Annotated in this window: 27 protein-coding genes; 11 read left to right on the top strand and 16 right to left on the bottom strand. The window is 42.9% G+C overall.

What is annotated here, in order from left to right; translation table 11 throughout:
* Positions 1 to 72 precede the first annotated feature (72 nt).
* Positions 73 to 699: a YczE/YyaS/YitT family protein gene (locus HFA01_RS06885; RefSeq protein ID WP_146814564.1), complete on the top strand. Its 627-nt coding sequence runs from the start codon at positions 73 to 75 to the stop codon at positions 697 to 699.
* Between the two features lie 79 nt (positions 700 to 778).
* Here HFA01_RS06885 and hmpA read toward each other — a convergent pair whose 3' ends face one another.
* On the bottom strand, positions 779 to 1,978 hold the full coding sequence (gene hmpA, locus HFA01_RS06880) for an NO-inducible flavohemoprotein (protein ID WP_174787814.1): 1,200 nt from the start codon (positions 1,976 to 1,978) through the stop codon (positions 779 to 781).
* Between the two features lie 203 nt (positions 1,979 to 2,181).
* Here hmpA and HFA01_RS06875 point away from each other — a divergent pair, with 203 nt between their 5' ends.
* Positions 2,182 to 2,619 (top strand): Rrf2 family transcriptional regulator, encoded by a 438-nt coding sequence (locus tag HFA01_RS06875; RefSeq protein ID WP_146814559.1) that lies wholly within the window; start codon positions 2,182 to 2,184, stop codon positions 2,617 to 2,619.
* Positions 2,620 to 2,766: 147 nt separating this feature from the next.
* Here the strand turns inward: HFA01_RS06875 and rpsR are convergent, their stop codons facing one another.
* From rpsR to HFA01_RS06840, 7 genes are all read right to left on the bottom strand, one after another.
* Complete coding sequence (rpsR, locus tag HFA01_RS06870; protein ID WP_115822996.1) at positions 2,767 to 2,994, bottom strand: 30S ribosomal protein S18; 228 nt, start codon at positions 2,992 to 2,994, stop codon at positions 2,767 to 2,769.
* 21 nt (positions 2,995 to 3,015) lie between these two features.
* Positions 3,016 to 3,504: a single-stranded DNA-binding protein gene (gene ssb / locus HFA01_RS06865; protein ID WP_115822995.1), complete on the bottom strand. Its 489-nt coding sequence runs from the start codon at positions 3,502 to 3,504 to the stop codon at positions 3,016 to 3,018.
* Positions 3,505 to 3,516: 12 nt separating this feature from the next.
* Positions 3,517 to 3,810 carry a 30S ribosomal protein S6 gene (rpsF, locus tag HFA01_RS06860; RefSeq protein ID WP_089650708.1) on the bottom strand — a complete coding sequence of 98 codons (294 nt, stop codon included), beginning with the start codon at positions 3,808 to 3,810 and terminating at the stop codon, positions 3,517 to 3,519.
* 139 nt (positions 3,811 to 3,949) lie between these two features.
* Positions 3,950 to 5,047 carry a redox-regulated ATPase YchF gene (ychF, locus tag HFA01_RS06855; protein ID WP_089650709.1) on the bottom strand — a complete coding sequence of 366 codons (1,098 nt, stop codon included), beginning with the start codon at positions 5,045 to 5,047 and terminating at the stop codon, positions 3,950 to 3,952.
* 353 nt (positions 5,048 to 5,400) lie between these two features.
* Positions 5,401 to 5,595 (bottom strand): DUF951 domain-containing protein, encoded by a 195-nt coding sequence (locus HFA01_RS06850; RefSeq protein ID WP_146814557.1) that lies wholly within the window; start codon positions 5,593 to 5,595, stop codon positions 5,401 to 5,403.
* Positions 5,595 to 6,542 (bottom strand): mechanosensitive ion channel family protein, encoded by a 948-nt coding sequence (locus tag HFA01_RS06845; RefSeq protein ID WP_371860313.1) that lies wholly within the window; start codon positions 6,540 to 6,542, stop codon positions 5,595 to 5,597. Before HFA01_RS06845 ends, HFA01_RS06850 begins: the two co-directional genes overlap by 1 nt.
* 52 nt (positions 6,543 to 6,594) lie before the next feature.
* A complete protein-coding gene (locus tag HFA01_RS06840; RefSeq protein WP_146814555.1) occupies positions 6,595 to 7,614 on the bottom strand; it encodes a YkvI family membrane protein in 1,020 nt (339 codons plus the stop codon).
* A gap of 89 nt (positions 7,615 to 7,703) precedes the next feature.
* On the opposite strand from HFA01_RS06840, the gene yyaC reads away from it, so the two are divergent.
* A complete protein-coding gene (yyaC, locus tag HFA01_RS06835; RefSeq protein ID WP_146814553.1) occupies positions 7,704 to 8,330 on the top strand; it encodes a spore protease YyaC in 627 nt (208 codons plus the stop codon).
* Positions 8,331 to 8,333: 3 nt separating this feature from the next.
* On the opposite strand, the gene HFA01_RS06830 is transcribed toward yyaC, so the two are convergent.
* The 4 genes from HFA01_RS06830 to noc form a co-directional block, all read right to left on the bottom strand.
* Entirely contained in the window at positions 8,334 to 9,038 is a 705-nt protein-coding gene (locus tag HFA01_RS06830; RefSeq protein WP_146814550.1) for a DUF554 domain-containing protein, read from the bottom strand.
* A gap of 106 nt (positions 9,039 to 9,144) precedes the next feature.
* A complete protein-coding gene (locus tag HFA01_RS06825; protein ID WP_146814548.1) occupies positions 9,145 to 9,993 on the bottom strand; it encodes a ParB/RepB/Spo0J family partition protein in 849 nt (282 codons plus the stop codon).
* Positions 9,974 to 10,747, bottom strand: a complete 774-nt coding sequence (locus tag HFA01_RS06820) for a ParA family protein (RefSeq protein WP_146814546.1) — start codon at positions 10,745 to 10,747, stop codon at positions 9,974 to 9,976. Before HFA01_RS06820 ends, HFA01_RS06825 begins: the two co-directional genes overlap by 20 nt.
* Before the next feature lie 117 nt (positions 10,748 to 10,864).
* Positions 10,865 to 11,731 carry a nucleoid occlusion protein gene (gene noc / locus HFA01_RS06815; protein WP_146814544.1) on the bottom strand — a complete coding sequence of 289 codons (867 nt, stop codon included), beginning with the start codon at positions 11,729 to 11,731 and terminating at the stop codon, positions 10,865 to 10,867.
* 633 nt (positions 11,732 to 12,364) lie between these two features.
* Here noc and HFA01_RS06810 point away from each other — a divergent pair.
* Entirely contained in the window at positions 12,365 to 13,549 is a 1,185-nt protein-coding gene (locus HFA01_RS06810; protein WP_146814542.1) for an MFS transporter, read from the top strand.
* Between the two features lie 60 nt (positions 13,550 to 13,609).
* Here the strand turns inward: HFA01_RS06810 and HFA01_RS06805 are convergent, their stop codons facing one another.
* Positions 13,610 to 14,134, bottom strand: a complete 525-nt coding sequence (locus HFA01_RS06805) for a GNAT family N-acetyltransferase (RefSeq protein ID WP_146814539.1) — start codon at positions 14,132 to 14,134, stop codon at positions 13,610 to 13,612.
* A gap of 169 nt (positions 14,135 to 14,303) precedes the next feature.
* Between HFA01_RS06805 and HFA01_RS06800 the strand changes: the two genes are divergently transcribed.
* The 4 genes from HFA01_RS06800 to HFA01_RS06785 all read left to right on the top strand — a co-directional run bounded on the left by HFA01_RS06800 (position 14,304) and on the right by HFA01_RS06785 (position 16,731).
* A complete protein-coding gene (locus tag HFA01_RS06800) occupies positions 14,304 to 14,564 on the top strand; it encodes a transcriptional regulator SplA domain-containing protein (RefSeq protein WP_146814537.1) in 261 nt (86 codons plus the stop codon).
* Positions 14,558 to 15,586 carry a spore photoproduct lyase gene (gene splB / locus HFA01_RS06795; protein WP_146814535.1) on the top strand — a complete coding sequence of 343 codons (1,029 nt, stop codon included), beginning with the start codon at positions 14,558 to 14,560 and terminating at the stop codon, positions 15,584 to 15,586. The genes HFA01_RS06800 and splB overlap by 7 nt, the downstream gene beginning before the upstream one ends.
* 171 nt (positions 15,587 to 15,757) lie before the next feature.
* A complete protein-coding gene (locus tag HFA01_RS06790; protein ID WP_146814533.1) occupies positions 15,758 to 16,231 on the top strand; it encodes a hypothetical protein in 474 nt (157 codons plus the stop codon).
* Positions 16,228 to 16,731, top strand: coding sequence for a hypothetical protein (locus HFA01_RS06785; RefSeq protein ID WP_246139287.1), 504 nt, complete (start codon positions 16,228 to 16,230; stop codon positions 16,729 to 16,731). The genes HFA01_RS06790 and HFA01_RS06785 overlap by 4 nt, the downstream gene beginning before the upstream one ends.
* An 81-nt stretch (positions 16,732 to 16,812) precedes the next feature.
* Here HFA01_RS06785 and HFA01_RS06780 read toward each other — a convergent pair whose 3' ends face one another.
* The 3 genes from HFA01_RS06780 to HFA01_RS06770 are packed head-to-tail and all read right to left on the bottom strand — an operon-like array spanning position 16,813 to position 20,505.
* Entirely contained in the window at positions 16,813 to 17,895 is a 1,083-nt protein-coding gene (locus tag HFA01_RS06780) for a Ger(x)C family spore germination protein (RefSeq protein WP_146814531.1), read from the bottom strand.
* Positions 17,892 to 19,001 (bottom strand): GerAB/ArcD/ProY family transporter, encoded by a 1,110-nt coding sequence (locus HFA01_RS06775; protein WP_146814529.1) that lies wholly within the window; start codon positions 18,999 to 19,001, stop codon positions 17,892 to 17,894. Before HFA01_RS06775 ends, HFA01_RS06780 begins: the two co-directional genes overlap by 4 nt.
* Entirely contained in the window at positions 18,994 to 20,505 is a 1,512-nt protein-coding gene (locus HFA01_RS06770) for a spore germination protein (protein WP_146814527.1), read from the bottom strand. The genes HFA01_RS06775 and HFA01_RS06770 overlap by 8 nt, the downstream gene beginning before the upstream one ends.
* Positions 20,506 to 20,609: 104 nt before the next feature.
* On the opposite strand from HFA01_RS06770, the gene HFA01_RS06765 reads away from it, so the two are divergent.
* Genes HFA01_RS06765 through HFA01_RS06755 form a run of 3 tightly spaced genes read left to right on the top strand, consistent with a single transcriptional unit; the run spans position 20,610 to position 22,289 of the window.
* Positions 20,610 to 20,840, top strand: a complete 231-nt coding sequence (locus tag HFA01_RS06765; RefSeq protein WP_146814525.1) for a hypothetical protein — start codon at positions 20,610 to 20,612, stop codon at positions 20,838 to 20,840.
* On the top strand, positions 20,812 to 21,798 hold the full coding sequence (locus HFA01_RS06760; protein WP_146814523.1) for a DUF3231 family protein: 987 nt from the start codon (positions 20,812 to 20,814) through the stop codon (positions 21,796 to 21,798). Before HFA01_RS06765 ends, HFA01_RS06760 begins: the two co-directional genes overlap by 29 nt.
* 23 nt (positions 21,799 to 21,821) lie before the next feature.
* On the top strand, positions 21,822 to 22,289 hold the full coding sequence (locus tag HFA01_RS06755) for a hypothetical protein (protein WP_146814521.1): 468 nt from the start codon (positions 21,822 to 21,824) through the stop codon (positions 22,287 to 22,289).
* Positions 22,290 to 22,343 lie beyond the last annotated feature (54 nt).

The raw sequence follows: 22,343 nt of genomic DNA, 5'->3' as shown, positions 1-22,343 counted from the left end.
TTAGTCTTGAAATTTCCCATCTATTCACGATATAGTCTCATAAGGTATGAAAAAAGGAAGGGGTGGATCGACGTGAAGCGCATTTATATGAGGACGATGTATTATACGGTAGGCATTATCATTATGACGCTTGGTATCGCCTTGACGATTCAGTCTGCGCTAGGGACCTCCCCATTTGATGCTCTTCTCGTCGGGCTGCACCGGACGTTCGGATTAACAATCGGAAGCTGGGAGATTGTCGTCGGTTTCAGTATGATCGTCTTTAATGCCATTGCTGAAAAAAGACGGCCAGAACTCCTCGCTTTAGCGACATCTCTTTTAACGGGGATTGGCATCGATTTTTGGGTCTTCACGATTCGGGATACCATCCACCCGAGTGTATTCTGGTCGCAGATGATCTGTCTTGTGGCTGGTATGGTTATTGCAGGCTTTGGTATTGCGCTTAACCTTCAAGCAAATTTCGCCCCGAACCCATTCGACCGGATGATGCTTGTTGTCAGTAAGTTAACAGGCTGGAACGTTTCCATTTCGAGGGCGCTCATCAGTATTCTCCTTGTCATTCTCGCCTTCCTCTTCAGTGGGGCGATTGGCATAGGAACTGTACTGATCACTCTGTTCAGTGGACCAGTCATTCAAGGTTTCATGGGGCAAATCGACAAATTCGATCAACGGATGCAGCCGGTTGCTCCTTCTTGTTGATAAAAACAAAGGTTCAAGGACTTAGGATTTATCGAGACGAAGAAAGAGGCGGAATCACAATTGTGATTCTGCCTCTTTTTTATAACTCTCCTTGGGGCCCAAAAAATTCATAGTGAATACGGTCTTCAGGAATTCCCCAACGATCCAGCATGCCATAAACAGCTTTCATGAACCCTTCTGGTCCGCAAAAATAAAATTCCGCGTCTTCGGAAGCAATAGACTTCAGCCAATCAAGCGTCATATAGCCTTCAGACTTGTGCAGCCCTTTCGCTTGATCTTCTTTATCAGGCTTTTCGTAAATGAGATGGGCTGTACCCAGCTCCGCCTCTTCCATTTCCTGTTTAAACGCATGCACACGTCCGTTCCTAGCTGCATGGATGAAATGAACCAAGCGGTCTTTCTGCGCCCTCTCTGCATACTTCCACATGCTCATCAGAGGAGTGAGTCCTACACCTCCACTAATTAGGACGAGTGGACGTTCCGTATGATTATCGAGGTGAAAATCGCCTGCTGGGGCACTGACAGGAATAGAATCGCCGGGATTCACTTGATCATGCAGCCAGGAAGAAACCATGCCATTGGGATGATTGAAAAATCCCCGCTCTTTTTTCACACTAATTCTGTAGTAGGGCTTCCCTGGGGCATCAGAAAGGCTGTATTGTCTAAGGTGAGTATAGGTTTCTCCTGGTATTTCTGCCTTGATAGTTAAATACTGCCCAGGTTTGTAAGTAGATAAGGCTTTTCCGTCCTTCGGTTCCAGATAAAAAGAAGTAATTTCCTCACTTTCTTTAACCTTATCAACGACATCAAATAAGCGATAACCAGTCCAGCCGCCTTTTTGCTGTTCTGCTTCCTGATACAATTCTTTTTCTACATCAATAAAGGCATCCGCAATGACTCCGTAGGCTTTTCCCCATGCTTGGATGATGTCATCGGTAGCCGCGCTTCCAAGGACCTCTTTAATGGCTTTTAATAAGTATTCTCCTACGATCGGGTAATGCTCAGGTTTCACGTTTAAACTACGATGCTTTTCGGCAATTTGCTTAACACGTGGCAAAATAACTCCCAGTTGATCGATGTATTGTGCGGCAGCATATACTGCATTCGCAAGGGCTTTTGGCTGATCTCCCGCCCTCTGGTGTGTCTGATTGAAGATGTGCTTCAATTGGGGGTGATCTTCAAACATCCGCTTATAAAAGTGAGTCGTAATCGCTTCTCCATGTTCTGCTAAGACAGGAACGGTTGCCTTAATGGTCTTTTTTGTCTGTTGATCGAGAATTTCAGTCGCCTTTGTAGACATACTTAAAACCCCTTCCGCTAATTGATGTATTTTATATACATCTTTATTATAGGGAGCCCCACCTCACAAAAGCAATATTCATAATACATCTTTTGTGGCAAAAATCAAAACATTTCCCAATTAAGACAGTCATAACGGTTTATGATAAGATAAGAAAAAAACAAGAATGAGGGTTAAACTAGATGCGTCTCAAGAAATACACTGATTACGCTTTGAGGGTCCTGATTTTTACTGCATCGAAACGTGAAGGTGAGCTTGCGAATAAGAAGGAGATCTCCGAAGTTTTTCACATCTCTGAAAATCATTTAGGGAAGATCATCCACGAGTTAAACAAACTAGAGCTGATTGAAACCCTCAGGGGACGTTCTGGGGGCATTCGTCTGGCCAGAGAACCAGCAGACATCAACATAGGTAGTGTTATCCGTGCCATGGAAGACGACTTCCACTTGCTCGAATGCTTCGACTGTGCCACTAACTATTGCGTCATCACCCCGGCATGTCAGCTGAAAGGCGTCCTTCACGAAGCCCTATGTGCCTTTCTGAACGTATTAGATCAATACACACTTGAAGACCTGCTGACGAACAAACAGGAGCTGAGAGAACTAATGGGGTTGAAATAAAAAACACGGCTTTATTTCCAACAAGGAAATAAAGCCGTGTTTTTATTATTGTGTATTAGATCCCTATTCTTTTCTTTAATAATAAATAAGTATATAAAAACCCCTTGATGGCTCATTAGAGCTACCAAGGGGTTTGCAACGCTACTCTTACTCTGTAGTGTAAGGAAGTAGGGCCATTGTACGAGCGCGTTTGATCGCTTTCGTCAATTTACGCTGATACTTTGCAGACGTTCCAGTTACTCGACGAGGAAGAATCTTTCCACGGTCAGAGACGAAACGTTTTAGCAAATCAACATCTTTAAAGTCGATGTGTGTGATTCCGTTAGCTGTGAAGAAACACACCTTTTTACGTTTTCCGCGTCCACGACGTGCCATGTAGCATTCACTCCTTCCTATTTAGAATGGTAAATCATCATCTGATATATCGATTGGTTCCCCATTATCTGCGAATGGGTCATCATTTCGTTGGTTGTTGTTATTAGAACCGAAGTTGTTTCCTGATGGTTGTTGATTCTGATTTGGCTGGAATCCTGAACCTCCACGGTTACCGCCACCTTGGGAAGCACCTTTGGATTCTAGGAACTGCACGCTATCTGCAACAACTTCTGTCACAAATACGCGCTTGCCTTCTTGGTTATCAAAGCTGCGGGACTGTAAGCGTCCGTCAACACCGACAAGACTACCTTTACTCATAAAGTTAGCCAAGTTCTCAGCCGCTCTTCTCCAAACGACACAGTTAATGAAATCGGCATCGCGATCTCCTGAGTTGTTGGAAAAAGGGCGGTTTACGGCGATTGTAAAGTTGGCGACAGCTACTCCGTTTGGCGTATAGCGTAAATCAGGATCCTTCGTCAATCTGCCGGCTAATACGACACGATTTAACATCAGAACCACTCCTTATTTGTCATCTTCGCGTACAGCGATGTGGCGGATAATATCATCCGTGAACTTCGCTTGACGGTCGAATTCGTTGATTGCATCACGTGTACCTGTGAAATCAACTGTTACATAGATCCCATCACGGTAGTCGTTAATTTCGTAAGCAAGACGACGCTTGCCAACTTCTTTAACTTCTTCGATCTCCGCTCCGTTATCTGTTAGGATTTTGCTGAAACGATCTTTGACAGATGTTTTCGCTTCCTCTTCGATATCTGGGCGGATGATATACATGATTTCGTATTTTCTACTCATCCGTTTTCACCTCCTTATGGACTTGACGGCTCCTTTTCTATCAAAGGAGCAAGGAGTAATCTTCATTGAATTACTCACAATTTAGTATTGTATCAAAGTTGTCCAAGATTTACAACCTTTTTAACGGAAGGATCCTCGCTTATACGTTGAAACGGAAATGGATAACGTCGCCATCTTTCACCAAATACTCTTTACCTTCTAGACGGACACGACCACGATCGCGGGCTACAGCCATGGACCCTGCATCAACGAGATCATCATAAGAGACCGTCTCCGCACGGATAAACCCACGTTCGAAGTCTGTGTGAATGATACCGGCTGCCTGTGGAGCGGTCATGCCTTCTTTGAATGTCCACGCACGGACTTCCTGCTCACCAGCCGTAAAGTACGTGGCCAGCCCAAGCAAGTTGTAAGTGGCTTTAATCAGTTGGTCAAGACCGGATTCTTCAATACCGAGGTCCTCAAGGAACTCTTCTTTTTCTTCGTTATCAAGCTCAGCGATTTCAGATTCGATTTTTGCACAAACGACGATGACTTCCGCGTTTTCTTTTGCTGCGAATTCGCGAATTTGTTTCACTCGATCGTTATCTGCTTCACCGATTTCATCTTCACTTACATTCGCCACATAGAGGATAGGCTTTGAAGTCAATAGATGAAGGCCTTTGACGATCTTTTCTTGATCGCTGCTGAATTCGACAGCACGAGCAGGAGTTTCTTCCTCCAATGCATCTTTCAGTTTTTCAAGCACTGCATACTCCGCCACTGCTTCTTTATCCTTTTGACGTGCCATTTTAGCGACACGATCCATGCGCTTCGACACGGTTTCAAGGTCCGCCAAAATCAACTCCAAGTTGATGGTTTCAATATCCGTAATCGGATCAACCTGACCGGATACGTGGGTGATATTTTCATCTTCAAATGCTCGTACCACGTGACAAATCGCATCGACCTGGCGAATATGAGACAAGAACTGGTTTCCTAGTCCTTCTCCTTTACTCGCGCCCTTAACGATTCCTGCAATATCCGTGAATTCAAAAGCTGTCGGTACAGTTTTCTTAGGGTTCACAAGCTCAGTCAACTTCTCCAGACGACTATCCGGAACTTCCACGATCCCGACGTTCGGATCAATTGTGGCGAACGGATAGTTGGCAGACAAAGCACCTGCTTGTGTAATTGCGTTAAATAACGTAGATTTCCCTACGTTCGGTAAACCTACGATTCCTGCTGTTAGTGCCATATGAGACTTTCACTCCTTAAGGATTTACATACATGCATGTTAGTCCACTTAATTATAGATTCTGTACTTGAAAATAACAACCTATGCAAAAACGGGAAAGCTTCGGTTGATTCTCCTAAAAAACTCCTTTTTCTACAGTAACAAATTCAATATCTAGTGAGAAAGAGAAGAAGAACGATCTTTTCATTTGTGTTTGCGAATATTTTTTCATCCAGGCTGGGTGCCAGGCACTAATAATGAAGATCAGGTGTCTGGCACCGGCAAGTCAGCTACATGTAACAGGCTTTCTGTTCATAAATTCACATGAAATTCGCATAAGAAAATCCCCCTCTGAGTTACAGAAGGGGAGGGAATTATTCACTTGTTTCCAGAACCTTTTTCATCTTCGTTTCGAATTTCTTACGAGGGACGAGCACACTGTGGCCGCACCCCTCACATTTTATTCGGATGTCTGCACCCATACGGATAATTTTCCATCGGTTCTCCCCGCAGGGATGAGGTTTTTTCATCTGAACGATATCGTTCAAGTCATAGGATTTATCAGCCATCAGGAAACTCCTCCTTTTTCTTCGTGATCCATCGGTTCATTCGGTTCTTCGTCACGTGAATACATCACCATACGAGGGAATGGAATCTCAATTCCTTCAGCATCAAGTCTATTCTTCACTTCTTTACGGAGGACCCGAGCCATAGCCCAGTGCTCCATCGGATTTACTTCACAAATAATCCGCATGACGACATCTGATGCCCCAAGTGTTTGAACGCCAAGCAGTTCAGGAACGTTCAGCATCGATTCGTAACGTTCCGGCAGTTCTTTCAACAACTCCTGAATCACTTTTTCAGCGGCTTCAATGTCTTCCTCATACGCAATACTTACATCCACAACCGCTATGCTGTTATGCATGGAAAAGTTGGTCACCTGCGTGACATTCCCGTTAGGAAGAATATGGACCTCACCCGTCCATGCTTTCACTTTCGTCGTTCGGAGGCCGACTTCCTCTACAAAGCCTTCCACACCCGAGGTCTGAATATAATCTCCGACAGAAAACTGATCTTCAAAAATGATGAAGAAGCCGGAAATGATATCACGGACTAGGTTCTGCGCCCCGAAACCAATGGCAAGACCAGCCACACCAGCCCCGGCTAATAAAGCGCCGACTTCAAAGTTGAACGTTTCAAGAATCATGATGAAGGCCATAAAGTACACAACATAAGACATCGTGTTCAAAACAAGCTTGTTGAGCGTCGCTTCTCTTCGTTCAGTAATTCGAAAAGGCCCACGCCTTTTGTTAGCAAAAAACTGGGTGATGAGTCTCCTTCCAATACGAATGATCAAGAAGGATACCAATAAAATGAGAAAAATCCTTATCCCACCAAGAGCTACTTGGAACCATAGCTCCGGACCGGTTATATAATCAACAACCTCGTCCCATTTTGTTTTTGCTTCATCAACGACCGTTTTTGCTTCATCTACCACTTTTGTAGCATCGGCCACTACTTTCCCTCCTGTTTCCGTCTATGAATATGACATCTATTTTAACAGGTTTCTAGCGAATTTTGAATCGGGAAAGAATCGGGTATAAAAGAAGAGAAACTAAAACATACAAGTTCAGAATTCCGTATAACGGATACAAATATTCAATGAGAGTTGAGAATCCGAATGAGGTAAAAGGAAGCATCACAGCGATCACAGCCATAGCCAGAATCCAAAGTGGCTGCCTCACATATTCTCTGAATCTCGTGACAAGCCCGAGCGTTCCCGAAGCAGCTGTCGTAAAGATCGCGATCCAAAGCATGAGGGACATGAAGAGCATCATTTCATACGGGTAATGTTTTAAAATCGCGAAAAGGGGGATTTCATACAAAATGATGTCTTCCGAAATTTGGATCAGACTGTTGTTGTAAAGGTAAGAAACCGCCCCTAGAATAACCCCACTGCCGATACTCGCAATCCAGATTTCCCCTCTGTTTCTAACCTGGTTACCGATAGCCCCTAGAACAGCAATCAGTGGAAGGATGTTCAACGCGGTAAATGGAAAAGCAGACATCCAGTTGCTCATTTCATGGACATGTCCAAAAAGAGAAAGCTCCTGATCACGTATAAACAGAATCAAAACGAACAGAAGTCCCGATATGAGCAGTGGAAGAACAAAGCTGTTCACGATGACAATCCCTTTCACATCCCAAACGAACAAAAGAATGAGAGGAATGACAATGGCCAGGACACCAATGCGATAGGAAAAGTTGAATGCCTGCCATGTTGCGCCGCTCCCTGCCAGCATGATTACGGTCGTTGTAAAAAGGTAAATGATGATCATCCAATCATAGACACCGGTCAGATGTTTCCCCACAACTGCCCGGAGAACAGGTAAATAGTGCCCGGTCTGTTTTTTGTAGCTGATATCAAGTATGACTTTACAAGAAATAATGAACATGAGAGAGAACAAAAGAATCGCCAAGCTGCTATCATGTCCAAAAAACTGCCAAAGTTCTCTTCCAGAAGCATATCCGGCCCCGATCATCGTACCTATGATTAAGAACATCCACTTGAACCCTGCTTTTAACATGACCGTTCCTCCACATCTATGTATTTGTCACGTATAGAACCGCGGACAACCTTATATACTGTTACTACTATGTGTCTGGAGGAGAAGCTATGAATTTCAAGGACAAGTTTTCAAAAGAAGAGAAACGTGTAAACACCGATGATCCAACCATGAGCGATTTACTGAGCACTTACTTGCAAGAATGGCTTCCACCTTCCAAAGATATTGTAATTGCCTGTATCGGGACGGACAGATCAACAGGAGATTCCTTCGGGCCTTTGGTTGGTTCAATGCTTCACGATCATGCACTAGAAACGTTCCATATATATGGAACACTTGAGAAACCTTTGCATGCATTAAATCTGAAGGAACGACTAGCTGAAATCAGGAAAAACCACCCGAACCCTTATATTCTTGCGATTGATGCCTGCCTTGGAAAGTCATCCTCAGTCGGATCTGTCGTGCTTGGTAAAGGTTCGTTAAACCCCGGCTCGGCATTAAAAAAAGACCTTCCGCCTGTAGGTCAACTACACATTAGCGGAATGGTCAATGTCAGTGGGTTTATGGAGCATGTGGTGTTGCAGAATACCAGACTGCATGTCGTGATGCAGATGGCAGCAAAAGTAGCGGCAGCCATTCAATTAACCGAGGCAAAAAGGAAGCAGGTTCATATGGAAACGAAGCCTTTCCACACCTTTACCACCTCTTCTACAAACTTTAAAAAAAGCATTCAGTGATGTTTAAAACCACTCGGCGATTGTTAAAATGATGCCGACCGTAAGTAAGGCTGGAAGTAAATTTGCGACACGGATTTTGGTCAATTTCAATAAATTCAGTCCGATAGCTACAATCATCAATCCACCTGTGGCAGTCATCTCAATAATGAATAGGTCGAGCATATGTTGAGGGACCCAGTTATTGATTTGTGTCGCTAAAAGGGCAATGGATCCTTCATAGAGAACAACAGGAATTATGGAAAAAATGACACCTATCCCCAAGGTGGAGGTCAACACCAGTGAAACAAAACCATCGATGATCGCTTTTGTAATCAGCACTTCATGATCATTACGAAGTCCACTGTCTAACGCGCCGATGACAGCGAGTGCACCGATGACAAAAATAAGCGAAGCGGTAATAAAGCCTTGAGCAACACTGGAAGTCTGATTAGGCTTTGTGAATTTCCTTTCAATCCATCGACCGATGTATTCAAGCTTGTCTTCCAAGTGGATGGCCTCACCGATGATCGCACCGGAAAGCAAGCTGAGCAGGACAATGACGATGTTTTCGGTTTCCAACGCCATCTGCAAGCCAATCAAAAGGACGACAAGCCCGACACCGCTCATGACCGTTTCTTTGAACCGCTCCGGAATCTTCGTGAAAAAAAGCCCTAACAATGTACCGACGAATATACACAAACCGTTAACTAACGCTCCAAATAAAACCATCGCATTCTCTCCATTACCTTTTCTTTTTCTTGAATTCTCCACGTGGAGAAAAGAGGTATTGCTTCAAAAAAAAGAAAGAACCAGAGATTTCATAAATCTCCAGCTTTCAATCTTTATCGGCAAATAAATCAATGATACGTTCTAAATCTTCATTATTCGTGAACTCAATTTCAATTTTCCCTTTACGTTTTCCTTTATGGATTTTCACGCTTGTACCCAGGCGTTCTTTCAAATTCTTCTCACGTTCCTGCAGAAAAATATCCCGAGGTTTTTTATCTTTCTTTTTGGAAGGCCGGTTCGTCATCTCATGAATCAACCGTTCAACCTGACGAACATTCAGGGATTCTGCTTCAATTTTTTTCACCAATTCCAACTGTAGATCTTGATCTTTCACACCTAATAAGGCACGTCCATGTCCCATAGACAGCGTTCCTTCATTGATTTTATCTGTCACCGCTTTGGGCAGAGCTAAGAGACGGATAAGGTTGGCAATGTGAGACCGGCTTTTTCCTAAGCGTTTGGAAAGTTCGTCCTGGGTGACACCGAGGTCTTCAATCAGCTTTTCATAGGACTTTGCCTCTTCGATGGGGGAAAGGTCTTCTCTCTGTAAATTCTCCAGCAAAGCAATCTCCATCATTTGTTCATCCGTCATTTCCCTGGCAATAGCAGGCACATGAGTGAGTCCGGCTTTTTGGGCTGCCCGAAAACGACGCTCCCCGACAACAATCTCATAACCTTTAATGCTCTTCCTTACAATCAAAGGTTGCAAGATGCCATGTTCTGCAATGGATTGCTTCAACTCTTCCAAAGCTTCTTGCTCAAACTGTTTGCGGGGTTGATAAGGGTTTGGACGACAGTCTTTAATCGCTACGTGTTGAATTTCTTCTGTCGAAGTCTGGTTGTTGAAAAAAGCGCCTAAAGCCTCGTGGCCTTTGCTACCTAACCCTTTCGCCATTCACAATCACTTCCTTTGCTAAATCTAAATATACTTCGGCTCCGCGTGATTTGGCATCATAAAGTATCGCAGGTCTACCATGACTTGGCGCTTCGCTTAGACGGACATTCCGGGGGATAATCGATCGATAAACACGATCCCGAAAGTATTTCTTCACTTCCTCGATCACTTGGATGCCGAGGTTTGTACGTGCATCAAGCATAGTCATGAGTACACCTTCGATCATTAGATCATGGTTCATATGCTTCTGGACGAGCCGTACCGTATTCAGAAGCTGGCTCAAGCCTTCCAGGGCGTAGTATTCACATTGGACAGGAATTAAAACGGAATCAGAGGCAGTCAAAGCATTCAAGGTTAAAAGTCCGAGAGAAGGGGGGCAGTCGATAATAATATAATCATAATCACTTTTGATTTCATCCAGTGCTTTTTTCAACTTTACTTCCCGGGAAATAATTGGAACCAACTCTATTTCCGCTCCAGCCAATTGGATGGTTGCCGGGATGGCGTCAAGGTTACTTACAATTGTACTCGTCTTGACATCCTTTGCTTTTACATCATCCACGAGTACATCATAGACACACCGATCCATATCTCCTTTTTCTACACCAATGCCACTGGTTGCATTCCCCTGGGGATCAATATCCACCAAAAGAACTTTATAATTCAAGTGCGCAAGACATGCACTTAAATTGACGGCGGTCGTGGTTTTCCCGACCCCGCCTTTTTGATTGGCGATTGAGATCACTTTCCCCATGATGTCACCTGCCTCACTGTCTTTTTTATCATTCTACCATTTTATTGAAAGCATTAGGTAAATTGACTTAAAAAAAAGCCCCATCTCCACATACGTCAAGATGGGTCGTTCAGGCTATTATTTCTTCTTCCCTTTTGGAATCTTAATTGTGATCTGATAATAATCGTCATGATCTTCTTCGTCCGTTTCTAAGTCGATTCCTGTGTCCGTCACCATTGTCAAGGATTGGCGGATGGTATTCATCGCAATACGCATATCCTTGTTAACGCCTTTCATCTTCGGTTTCTTTTTCTTAGGTGCCGGGTCATTGATCTTAGCAATTCGCTCTTCCGTCTGCTTCACGTTCAACTGTTTTTCAATGATTTCTGCCAAAATCTTTTCCTGTTGTTCCTCATCTTTCAAAGCAATAAGAGCCCGTGCATGCCGTTCGGTAATTTTCTTGTCCATCACAGCTTGCTGGACAGACTCAGGTAATTTCAAAAGACGCAGTTTATTCGCAATGGTCGATTGACTTTTACCCAGCCGTTGCGCCAAGGCTTCCTGCGTAATCTGATGCAGTTCCAAAAGCTTCGCATAGGCGACAGCTTCTTCAATAACGGTCAACTCTTCCCGCTGCAAGTTTTCAATAAGAGCGACGGATGCTGTTTGTGAATCATTCATCTCGCGGATAATCGCAGGGACCGTTTCCCAGCCCAGAGACTGGACGGCACGCCACCTACGTTCACCGGCGATCAACTCATACTCTTCTTCATTTAACCGACGGAGAACGATCGGCTGAATCATCCCATGCGTATGTATCGTCTGGGCGAGTTCGCTAATCTTCTCGTTGTTGAAAATCGCTCGAGGTTGGTAACGGTTGGGCTGCACGCGTTCGACTGGAACTTGTACAACCTCATCGGGGTTGTAGCCTTCTTCTTCATTGCTGTCATTATCCGAATCCGGTTTGTCCCCTAGCCCGAACAAACGACCAAAAGGATGTAACACGATCAGACACCACCTTTATACGATCGAGCATACGCTGTTTTATTGTATATACCCTATATTTTGAAACATAAAAAGCGCCGCAGGCTTCACAGCTGCTGCGCGTACGTATGCCGTTTTTCATTTCTCTATTCATTTTATCACATTTAATCTATGAAAAGTATCTTCAAGATTGAAGAATTGATTGTCAGCTTTGTCGAAAACTCACATTCCCCTCATAAGAAACGTGTTTTTCCGCCATTTGACCGCCTCTGTTTCATGACTTTTCCTGACAAATCAAGTCGATAGATTTTCTCTATGCCAAAGCTTCTTCACCAAATGGAAGAATGATTGAAGACTTGATTTCGAAAGTTTTATGTGAGTACAACCGGAGCTTTGGAGAGCAACAAGCTTTCTCAACCACCACCCTTCATACAAACATTTCGAAACTTAGAAAAATATAGGGGCAAGTGTTAGGGAGGAATAGAGGGGAGAAATGAATAATATATAGAATTGGACTATATTTTAGGAGGATATCGATATGCAAAAAAATTCTACAGAACATTTCACACAATCAGCAGGGGGGAGAGCTTCTTAATTTTTACCTATGCTTGATCTCCTGCTTGCATCGGATTTTATATTGCAGGAGGAAACATTTTGAGAAGAGATACGTTAGCTTTTTATAACATTCGACTATTGTTTTGGGCAGAAATCTTTGGGAATTTCCGTTTTATCCAGCCTGTCCTGACGCTGTTTTATTTTGCGAGAGGACTTGATGAAACGGTGATTCTTCTCGTCATGACCTTTTTCAGTATTGGCGTACTTTTTGGTGAAATTCCTACAGGTGTCATTGCCGACCGGTTTGGTGCCAAGCAGGCTTTTCTTATCGGCTCTATGCTAAGCATCCTCGCCCACGGCCTATTAATTTTCGCCTTCGATCCATGGGTGTTTTTCGCTAGCAGCTTTCTTACGGGGTTCGCCGCTACTTTTTTCAGTGGTGCCGATGAAGCGCTTATTTATGAATCATTAAAAGAAAGTAATGAAGAGAATCTCATGGACAGGGCGATGGGGCAGATTGGTTCGGCTCGTTTTATCGTCTCCATTTTCGTAGTTATTATCGGGGCTCTCTTAGCAAAAGATCTGAATGAAAACCAATTCCGACTTCTACTCATTCTGGGTGTTTTCTTCATGTTCATACAATTGATCTTTCTTTTGTTCATTAAGAACCCTGAAAACCAAGGTGGGGTACGGACGCCCATGGTGAAACAAGTAGTAGAAGGATATCACGCCATCCGCAGAGCACCCCAAGTGCTATGGATGTTTATGAACATTTCCCTTGTTTTCATTCCAGCTGTCGCTATTTTTGAAACATTTGATCAAGTATTGATGGTGGATGCGGGCATGCCGGTTTACGGAATCGGAATTGTCTATGCAGTGACTGCTCTAATCGGTTTTGTAGCGGCACGATCGATTGGTTGGATGACAAAGCGTGTGAAACGAGTCCAGCTTCTGTTCATCACTGGTCTCCTTGCCGTGCTTTCCCTTGCAGCGGCTGCATTGCTGCACACGCACCTTTGGATGGTTCTTTTAGCGATCATCCTTTTGAAGCTAGTGAGTGCGATTCGCTATCCGGTATATTCCCAGTTGGCCAATGATAGGATTCCTTCGCACGTGAGAGCAACGACCATTTCTTTGCTTTCCATCTTGGATTCTTTGTTTGACCTGGTGATTTTCACGACGGTCAGCGGCATTGCACCTCTAGGGTTTATGTCTATGTTCCTTGTTTGTGCTGGAATCGCATTGATAGGGACATTGATTCCTATTCGCCAAGCTGCGACATAACTTTTCAAAAATGAAGAAGCCCGTCCGATGTTATCGGGCGGGCTTTGTTTCACGTGAAACCTAAACCTCATTTTTAATCCTTCCATACACATCAAGATCTTTATATTCTCCCCAATGATAGATGTCCTGTTTTAATGTTCCCTCATAGCTCAGACCGGCTTTTTGCATAACTTTCGTTGACCCTGGATTGGAAGTGATGGCCGCCGACCATATACGGTTCAATTGCAGTTCATTGAATCCGTATTCCACGACCCGAATAGCAGCTTCTGTTGCATATCCCTGGTTCCAATAGGGTTTCCCAACCCAGTAAGCGAGTTCTCCTTTATGGTGTTTTTCATCCACCCTTAACGTCATGGTGCCGACAAGCTCTTTGGACTCCTTTACGATCATCGCCAAAGGGTAAGCCATCCCTTTATCGATCCATTCCTTATGAAGAGCAATCCAATCTTGAGCCATTTCAAGTGTATAAGGGTGGGGAACGAAAGTGGTCGCTGCCACTGCTTCATCTCCTGCTAATTCGACTACCCGGCCGGCTAAATCAAGTGTGTACGGCTTCAAACAAAGTCTTTCTGTATGTAGCTCCATGTTCCACCCTCCTCCTGTGATATTGACTTTATTTCTAGTTCCAAAAGGGATAATCCTTTTTTACAAGCAAAATCGTAATAAAAGTCGGCATTTGTGGAAAAATGAGCACGATTAGATAAAAGATAGGACTGCCAGGGTGGAAATTAAATTATGAGAAGCAGGTGATTGGATGGATCTACAACAAAACTACAAAGCAGGAGATATCGTGTACGTGATTTATAGGAATCCCCACACGTATGATGTTGCTAATGTGCAAGAAGCTGCTGTCGTTAACAATCCTGAACAACCGGGAGAATTGGCCTTATTTTTGTATGAAACTTATTTTCCTCTGGATGAAAACATTGCCATATATGCATCCGAAGGAGAAGCCGAACGAGCATATTATGATGCCTTTGGTGGAGGAGTAGAATCGGAGGGTGAGCTGTGGTAAAACCTTTCATGCCAGAACTTGTCTATATCGAACCAAGAGCTCTTGAATACCCGTTGGGACGTGAATTAAAGGAAAAATTCGAAGGTTTAGGAATTGAAATCCGAGAAACTACCTCTCACAACCAAGTCCGTAATTTACCAGGCGAAAATGATTTTCAAAAATACCGGATGGCAAAGTCTACACTTGTCGTCGGTGTCAGAAAAACGCTCAAGTTTGATACATCGAAACCTTCGGCTGAATATGCCATTCCCCTCGCCACAGGATGCATGGGGCATTGCCACTACTGTTACTTGCAAACGACAATGGGGAGCAAACCATACATCCGTACGTATGTGAATGTTGAGGAAGTCTTTGATGCGGCTGAACAATACATGAAGGAGCGTGCCCCGGAGGAGACCCGCTTTGAAGCGTCCTGTACTTCAGATATCGTTGGTGTCGATCACTTGACCCACTCGTTGAAGCGGGCCATTGAATACTTTGGAGAATCTGAGCATGGCAGACTTCGTTTTGTGACAAAATTCGCCCATGTCGATCATCTGCTTGATGCTAAACACAATGGAAGGACAAGATTCCGCTTCAGCATGAATGCAGATTATGTAATTAAATACTTAGAACCAGGCACATCGCGTTTAGACGAACGCATCGAAGCGGCGGCTAAAGTAGCAAAAGCTGGATATCCGCTTGGATTCATCATAGCCCCGATCTATTTGTATGAAGATTGGAAAGAAGGGTACCGTATTCTTTTTGAGAAACTTCAGGACAAATTGCCGGACTATGCGACAAAGGATTTAACCTTTGAATTGATTCAGCACCGCTTCACAAAACCTGCCAAGCGTGTCATCCAAAAGAACTATCCCATGACAAAGCTCGAAATGGATGAAGAAAAACGTAAATACAAGTGGGGGAAATACGGGATCGGTAAATACGTCTATCAAAAGGATGAACAAGAAGAAATGAAAAGCGTCCTGGGTGGATACATCAATCAATACTTTCCTGAAGCAAGTCTTGAATATTTCACGTGAAACTACAACTCAGAGCCCCGCTCTGAGTTTTCCATTTCCCTGAATAGCTACACTTCGTTTCAAGAATTCTGCCATACACATAACAGTGTTAAATTTGAGGGTGTGTTTTTCCATTGGAATATTTTCAGAGCAGACCACAAACAATAGAGGGAGATGAGAAGGAGGATTCGTATGGCATTTACCGTGTTTTTCGTATGCGCCTGGTTGATCGTAAGTATTTTCACCATCATCCCTAAGCGACTAACCATTATAGAGAATTCATTCATTTTCTTAACCACAAGTGTCATCAGCATTAACTGGACATGGATCATTAATGAAGAATTGAAATATGTAAAAATAACAGAAGATCCTGCGAATTATGCTGGTTTTTTATTTTTTCGCAGTGTAATCATCCCCACCCTCCTAATGGTTCAGCTGAATGTGTACAGCGCTTCATCGTCGACCATGAAAAAAGGGTTGGTCATCGCTGCTTCTGTCCTCTGCTTACTTTTGCTCACCATCTTGTCCAGGGTCCTCGAAGTTTCCACGTACAAAGATTGGAACCTGTTTTTTGATGTCGTTTACTATGTGTTGCTCCACTTTTTCAGTATCGGTGTGTGGAGACTAATTCGGAAATCTACGCACAATGAGGTGAAACACTCGTGAACTTCCTTTGGGAAACCTTTGATAAAAATGAAATCTCCATCTTAATTCTCATGACTATTGCCTATGCCCTCTTTTTTGTGCTCCCCTTTAAATTCAAACGGGAGATTACATGGCTTTTAATGATGCTCGGATTTACGATCGGCGTTTTCTTTGATTTTACAATTGGTGGGGGACTCATTGATTTTTTCACGCTGAATGATACGAACCACTATGAGTTGTTCGATTTCTGCTATTACTTGATTTTCGCCCCATTCAGTTATTTTTTCATCTATTTTTATGACATGTTCAACATCCATAAGAAGACATTTATTTTCTATATCCTTCTATGGGTCATCGTCGGCGTCAGTATGCAGTGGGCGTTTACAAAACTGGGAATTGTGGAGTTCCAAAACGGCTATAAAATCCCTTTTTCCTTTGCAGTCTTCTTAACTACTCAGACGTTTACCGCACTCTATTATGAACTCATTCGATCTCGCTTTCGTGTACTGAAAAAAAGCTGAATCCCTAACATTCTCTCTATCGCAAAAGGTCATCCTTCTTAAGGATGACCTTTCTTTTTTCATGGATTCGATCTTCTTATGCTAGGAGAATATTCCGTACTCGGTAATCTCCACATCCACGTTTACATCGACTTCTAAATCAGAGTAATTTTCCTCCCATTTGGAAAGGTCAAAATCCCCCCTTCGGGTCTTGGTGAAGTTGCCTAAACCCAGCGGGTCGATCTTTTTTTCCTTAAATAACTGAATAAGTTCGTCCGCCTCTTTATTAAAATACTCGACAAATTTTTCTTCCATTTCTTTAGCTAACTGTGGAGTGGCCTTTCGGTCGACGCCTGCCATTTCATTGACTTCGGCTTTCATACTGATTTTAATTTCAAACTTTGGATTGTCGAGGGAACCCGCAATACTATAATCGACATTCGATCCGATGTTATCCATCATGATGGTCCCCCCCTCAAATGGGACATCCTGCATTCCTCGTTTGAAATTCTCTTTTAACATTTTAAATGTGAATATCTTCGTATCCGGAACTTCGGCGACAAGTAATCCTTTTTTAAAAAAAGCGACACCGGAAAGTTCGACAAATGATTCCTGCTTCTTCAGTAAGGGCAGAAATGGATCCATCCCTTCTGCATAATACGCATATAAGAAATTGTGCAAGCTTGTAGAAGGAAAGTTATGTCGCGTGTTATTCTCAATAAGCCCTTGTAAATGCTTAGAGGTCGTTTCATCCTGTGTGTATCCACTTTCTATTAAATCTTTAGCAGATCCGTCAACAACGCCCAAAAACATGTTTCTGCTCAAACGAGGATCACGACTGAGTACATCGACAATATCACCCAAATCCTGCTCAGCGAGTTCTTTACTATATAACGTTACGGCAAGCTTCCCGATGGAAATTGGTTTTGAGGATTGTTTTTGTATTTCTACTTCTACATCTTTAGTTGAATCAGCATCAACCGTTAAGTAAAGTTCTGAAGCTGCCTGCTTATCCTCGCTTTTCCCGTATTGAGGGATGGAAACTGTTCCACGAATGCGTTTTTCCTCTCCCGCGTCATATCCGATAATTTGAACAATTGCATTTTCCTCCACACTCTTACTCGGCAGACACCCAGTTAAAAGCAATACAGATATAAAAATAAGAAAAAATTTTATGGTTTTCATGATCTTTTCCTCACTTTATCTGAAATTGTCTTCAGCACGAGTAAAACAGGGACATACATTAAAACATACATCCCAAGCTGTCCGGATAAATTGTTTACCATATCAATGACTGGACGTCCATCTAAAAGGACCGCTGGGAAGTAAAGAGCGATGCAGAATATGATGACGAAATGCTTTTGCTTAATATTGAAAACCCGTTTCGGAATTCTTGTCGCTCCCCACACCCCCAGACAGATATTCGGAAGAATGACATAGAGCCACATTGCAATTCCTACAAATTCAAACCGCTCAATAAACGGGAATTCAACAATTTTCCATGCAGAGATTGTCCCCCACACCACTTGTTTTAATTGCTCTTCACTGTAATAAACAAAGGTGACAAGGACGCTGATCAAATAAATCATCGTCGTATAAAAAACTCCGAAATGTGCCCATTTTTTAGACTTATCCGGTTTTTTAATAAAGGGATAATAAATGAGCAGGAATTCTAACCCTATAAAACTGAGGATACTTTGTTTCGTAGCTCCAAGAATGTCTGTAAAATCGTGACTAATCATAGGGTAAATATTCATAGTGTGACCCGCTTGTACAGGAAAGAATTTAAGCAATAAAATCGGTAATCCGATAATGACGCTGATCAAGCAAATTCCTGTGATGACACGAAAACCACCACTTACCAGGTAGTACACAAGCCATATGAGTACGAATGCAAACACCCACACTTGAAGACCTGGAAATACCCATACTTTAATGACTTCTATAAACGTAACAATGACTGTAAAAGCAAGCAGAGTGAAATAAGCACAAAATAGGAGGCTCAGAAAACCTCCTATATACTTTCCGAAAATGTTTTTATGAATCTGAACAATGTCGCCTCCACCGTTTTGAAGAAGACGATACATCATCCAGAGAATGATGTGCAAAATTCCGCCCGCGATTAACACAGACACCCACGCATCAAACCCTGCTTTTTCAACTAAATATTTTTCGAAACCGAGGATCCCGACCCCTACCTGCATGCTATGGATCAAAAAGAATACATAGGCAGGTGTCACTAGATAATTTTCAGGAATATTCAGTCCTTGAGTGTTGTTCAACTTATTCATCGATATCCCTCTTTGCGTTTACACGTGATGGATTCATTCTTTGTGTATCTTCTGTCCTCATGAGAACAGGTCTCTCCGTCTGTTTGTTGAAAGGAAGACGAATAAAGGCATCCTTCAAATCTTTGATTCTCAGTGGGTAGAGGGGTTCGAAGAATGGACGTCCAATGGATTGTAATTTAATAAGATGTCCAATGAAATAGACCATACACATCGAAACTCCAACCAAGCCCCAGAGCTGTGCGCCTACGAGAAAAGGAAAGCGTATCAAACGAATGGTATTACCAATTTGATAAACAGGTGTCGTAAAGGAAGCAAGAGCACTAAGAGCTACGATGATCAACAACACGTTACTCGTAAGTCCCGCATCTACAGCGGCTGTTCCAATAACGATACCTCCAACGATACCAATCGTTTGACCGATTTTCGTTGGAAGTCTCGCTCCGGCCTCACGTAACAATTCAATCGTCAATTCTAGGACAATCACTTCCAATATCGGTGGAAAAGGAATGTCAGACCTTGAGGACACAATGGTCGCCATCAACGCCGCCGGGATCATTTCATGATGGTAGGTAAGAACTGCTACGTATAAAGGTGTGCTAAGAACAGAAAAGATAACGGCAAATAATCGAATCAAACGGAAAGCTGTCGCTAAGTGCCATGGAAGGAAATAGTCATCTGATGCCCCGAAAAATTCCACGACTGTAGTCGGACATGTCAAGGCGTGGGGAGATCCATCAACGAGAATGGCAACCTTTCCTTCAACCAGGTTGGAAACGACACGATCAGGCCTTTCCGTATCCAGCAACTGCGGGAAAGGGGAATTGGAATTATCCGCAATGATTTGTGTCACAAACGAACTGTCCGTCAGCTGATCAATTTCAATTCCTTTCAACCTTTGTTGAACCGTATCTACATTATCCTGATTGACTATTCCATCAATATAAACAACGGCAACACGAGTTTTCGTCACCTTGCCGATATTCATTTCTTTGATTGTTAAACGAGGTAACGGAAGGCGCTTACGTATGAGGTTTATGTTCGTATTCAATGTCTCCACGAACGCCTCTTTCGGCCCTACGACACTGAATTCTACTTCAGGAATACTAACGTTTCTTGATTCTAAAGAAATGGCAGGAACCAGGACTACTTCTTCGTCCGTTTTATCCATCTGAATCATGATGTAACCATACATGACCTTTTCTTCAATTAAATCCAATTTGGAAGTCACACGAACGTTTTCTACAGGAATGCGTTCCTGCAACTCATGCAACGTGTGCAATGACTCTTCATTTAATGTGGTTAGCACACTTCTATTCAAAATTTTTGAGTCACACATCGTTTTTATATACGATATGGTGCACCTCGTGCTCCCACTTAACTTGTAATGGACAAAATCCTCTGATTGCTGCATCGCTTGTATAAATTCAGAAAGAGTCTCGCTCTGCTTTTTTGATTGTTGTTGTTTTTGTGGCTGCTGTTTTTCTTTCCGCTTCCATTTCCACATAACGAACTCCTTCATTCAAGATCTGACTTCTTTCTCCTATCATCCTCTTTTCGTAATAATTTATACCCGAACGGAAAGTATAAAACAGACAAGGAGGACGAACTATGATTTACGCCTATCTATCCCCACTTATAATCGTTGCCTTAGTTTTCGGAGCGACATTGTTCGTCATCGACTGGTTAGCAAAATTGTTAATATACATTTTCATCGTAAACTTGATCTTTTTGCCAGGTTATCTGTTGTACAAGGAAGAAGTGAAAGAAAGTAAATTAGAGCCACCACCATCATCACAGGAGGGAAACCAATATGTCCCAAAAAACACTGACAGCCAATGAAATCGGGCTATTGTGGACACAATATATTCAAAACAGCATGGCTATCCCTGTTTTGGAACATTTTCAATTGACTCACAGGGATGCAGAAATCCAACCGTTGATTAAGTTGGCAAAAGAGATTGCGGAACAAGGAGTAAATGACTGTGGTCGTTTCTTTGAGGAAGCAGACCTCCCCATCCCCAATGGTTATTCCATGGATGACCTGAACCCGAATGCTCCCAAACTGTTTACTGATGCATTCATGTTGACCTTTCTCGAGCACATGGGACAGGCGGGGTTAACTTCTGATGGATTCTCTTTAGGTGCCTCTTCCAGAGAGGATATTCGGAACTTTTTCAGCGAACGTATTCGTAAGCAGGACCAGCTTTACCACGAATGTGTAAACATTGGACTTGAGAAAGGGATTTATACAAGACCTCCTCAAATCGCCATTGATAAGGAAACAGAGTACATTGAATCGAAAAGTTATTACCATCCTTTCAGCAAGCGATCCTTGAATGCAATGGAAATCACCCATTTGTATGAAAATATTAAAAATAACACGATCGGAGAAGTGTTATGTCAGGGGTTTGCTCAGACAAGTAAAAACAAAACGGTGAAAGAGTATATGAAGCACGGGAAGAAGATGTCGATCAAACACCGGAAAATATTCTCAAGACTGTTGGATCAATCTGGAATTATGACCCCGATGGTGTCTGCGAATTTTTTGACTACCCTTACGGACCCTGTCTTTTCTGATCGACTCATGATGTATTTGATCAGTGTTCTTGCGTCATCCGGGCAGGGAAATTACGCGACGAGTTCAGCTGTCAGCCTGCGGTACGATATCGTGTTCTCTTATCAAAAATTGATTTTAGAGACAGCAATCTATGCCAAAGACGGTCTGGATATCATGATCCACAATGGATGGTTTGAAGAACCCCCTCAAGCTCCAGACAGAGAGAAACTCATCCAATAATTTTTAGCGGAAGAGGAATCGATATGAAAGAAAAACGACTGGAAATTTTATTATGGAGCATTGCTTTTCCGGGATTCGGCCAGCTATTGAATGGACATCTCATCAAAGGACTCGCTTTCATCCTTTTAGAAGTGATTCTCAATGTGAACAGCTCCTTTAACATGGCCATTGTCCATAGCTTTCATGGGAATATAGAGAAAGCCATTGAAGTGACGGACTATCAATGGCTGATGTTTTACCCTTGTGTGTATATGTTTGCTGTCTGGGATGCGTACCGTGAGGCAGATGGGGAATGTGCACCCTATACTTTCGTGCCTTTTGCTTTTTGCGCCTACTCCGTTACCATCGGGCTGATCTATTCTCCTCTATTTAAGGTAGGTGGGGTTTTGATTGGGCCGGTCTGGCTTCCCATCCTTTTCTTGCTGCCGGGAATCATCATTGGACTTTTCGTAAGATCATTATTATTACGCTCTTCCAGAAGCCCCTCATAGATCCCATCATGAAGGGGTTTTTGTTATGTTTGTTTGATTTTTCCAAAATGGTGG

Origin of the sequence: Halobacillus faecis (genome assembly GCF_007991335.1) — a bacterium.
GTDB lineage: Bacteria > Bacillota > Bacilli > Bacillales > Halobacillaceae > Halobacillus > Halobacillus faecis.
This window is presented reverse-complemented; position numbering and strand designations above follow the sequence as displayed.

Excerpts from the sequence above, each read along its gene's own strand:
- HFA01_RS06875 (WP_146814559.1), top strand. The coding sequence starts at position 2,182 with ATGCGTCTCAAGAAATACACTGATTACGCTTTGAGGGTCCTGATTTTT.
- rpsR (WP_115822996.1), bottom strand. The coding sequence starts at position 2,994 with ATGGCACGTCGTGGACGCGGAAAACGTAAAAAGGTGTGTTTCTTCACA.
- ssb (WP_115822995.1), bottom strand. The coding sequence starts at position 3,504 with ATGTTAAATCGTGTCGTATTAGCCGGCAGATTGACGAAGGATCCTGAT.
- rpsF (WP_089650708.1), bottom strand. The coding sequence starts at position 3,810 with ATGAGTAGAAAATACGAAATCATGTATATCATCCGCCCAGATATCGAA.
- ychF (WP_089650709.1), bottom strand. The coding sequence starts at position 5,047 with ATGGCACTAACAGCAGGAATCGTAGGTTTACCGAACGTAGGGAAATCT.
- HFA01_RS06850 (WP_146814557.1), bottom strand. The coding sequence starts at position 5,595 with ATGGCTGATAAATCCTATGACTTGAACGATATCGTTCAGATGAAAAAA.
- HFA01_RS06840 (WP_146814555.1), bottom strand. The coding sequence starts at position 7,614 with ATGTTAAAAGCAGGGTTCAAGTGGATGTTCTTAATCATAGGTACGATG.
- yyaC (WP_146814553.1), top strand. The coding sequence starts at position 7,704 with ATGAATTTCAAGGACAAGTTTTCAAAAGAAGAGAAACGTGTAAACACC.
- HFA01_RS06830 (WP_146814550.1), bottom strand. The coding sequence starts at position 9,038 with ATGGTTTTATTTGGAGCGTTAGTTAACGGTTTGTGTATATTCGTCGGT.
- HFA01_RS06825 (WP_146814548.1), bottom strand. The coding sequence starts at position 9,993 with ATGGCGAAAGGGTTAGGTAGCAAAGGCCACGAGGCTTTAGGCGCTTTT.
- HFA01_RS06820 (WP_146814546.1), bottom strand. The coding sequence starts at position 10,747 with ATGGGGAAAGTGATCTCAATCGCCAATCAAAAAGGCGGGGTCGGGAAA.
- HFA01_RS06805 (WP_146814539.1), bottom strand. The coding sequence starts at position 14,134 with ATGGAGCTACATACAGAAAGACTTTGTTTGAAGCCGTACACACTTGAT.
- HFA01_RS06800 (WP_146814537.1), top strand. The coding sequence starts at position 14,304 with ATGGATCTACAACAAAACTACAAAGCAGGAGATATCGTGTACGTGATT.
- HFA01_RS06790 (WP_146814533.1), top strand. The coding sequence starts at position 15,758 with ATGGCATTTACCGTGTTTTTCGTATGCGCCTGGTTGATCGTAAGTATT.
- HFA01_RS06780 (WP_146814531.1), bottom strand. The coding sequence starts at position 17,895 with ATGAAAACCATAAAATTTTTTCTTATTTTTATATCTGTATTGCTTTTA.
- HFA01_RS06775 (WP_146814529.1), bottom strand. The coding sequence starts at position 19,001 with ATGAATAAGTTGAACAACACTCAAGGACTGAATATTCCTGAAAATTAT.
- HFA01_RS06770 (WP_146814527.1), bottom strand. The coding sequence starts at position 20,505 with ATGTGGAAATGGAAGCGGAAAGAAAAACAGCAGCCACAAAAACAACAA.
- HFA01_RS06765 (WP_146814525.1), top strand. The coding sequence starts at position 20,610 with ATGATTTACGCCTATCTATCCCCACTTATAATCGTTGCCTTAGTTTTC.
- HFA01_RS06760 (WP_146814523.1), top strand. The coding sequence starts at position 20,812 with ATGTCCCAAAAAACACTGACAGCCAATGAAATCGGGCTATTGTGGACA.
- HFA01_RS06755 (WP_146814521.1), top strand. The coding sequence starts at position 21,822 with ATGAAAGAAAAACGACTGGAAATTTTATTATGGAGCATTGCTTTTCCG.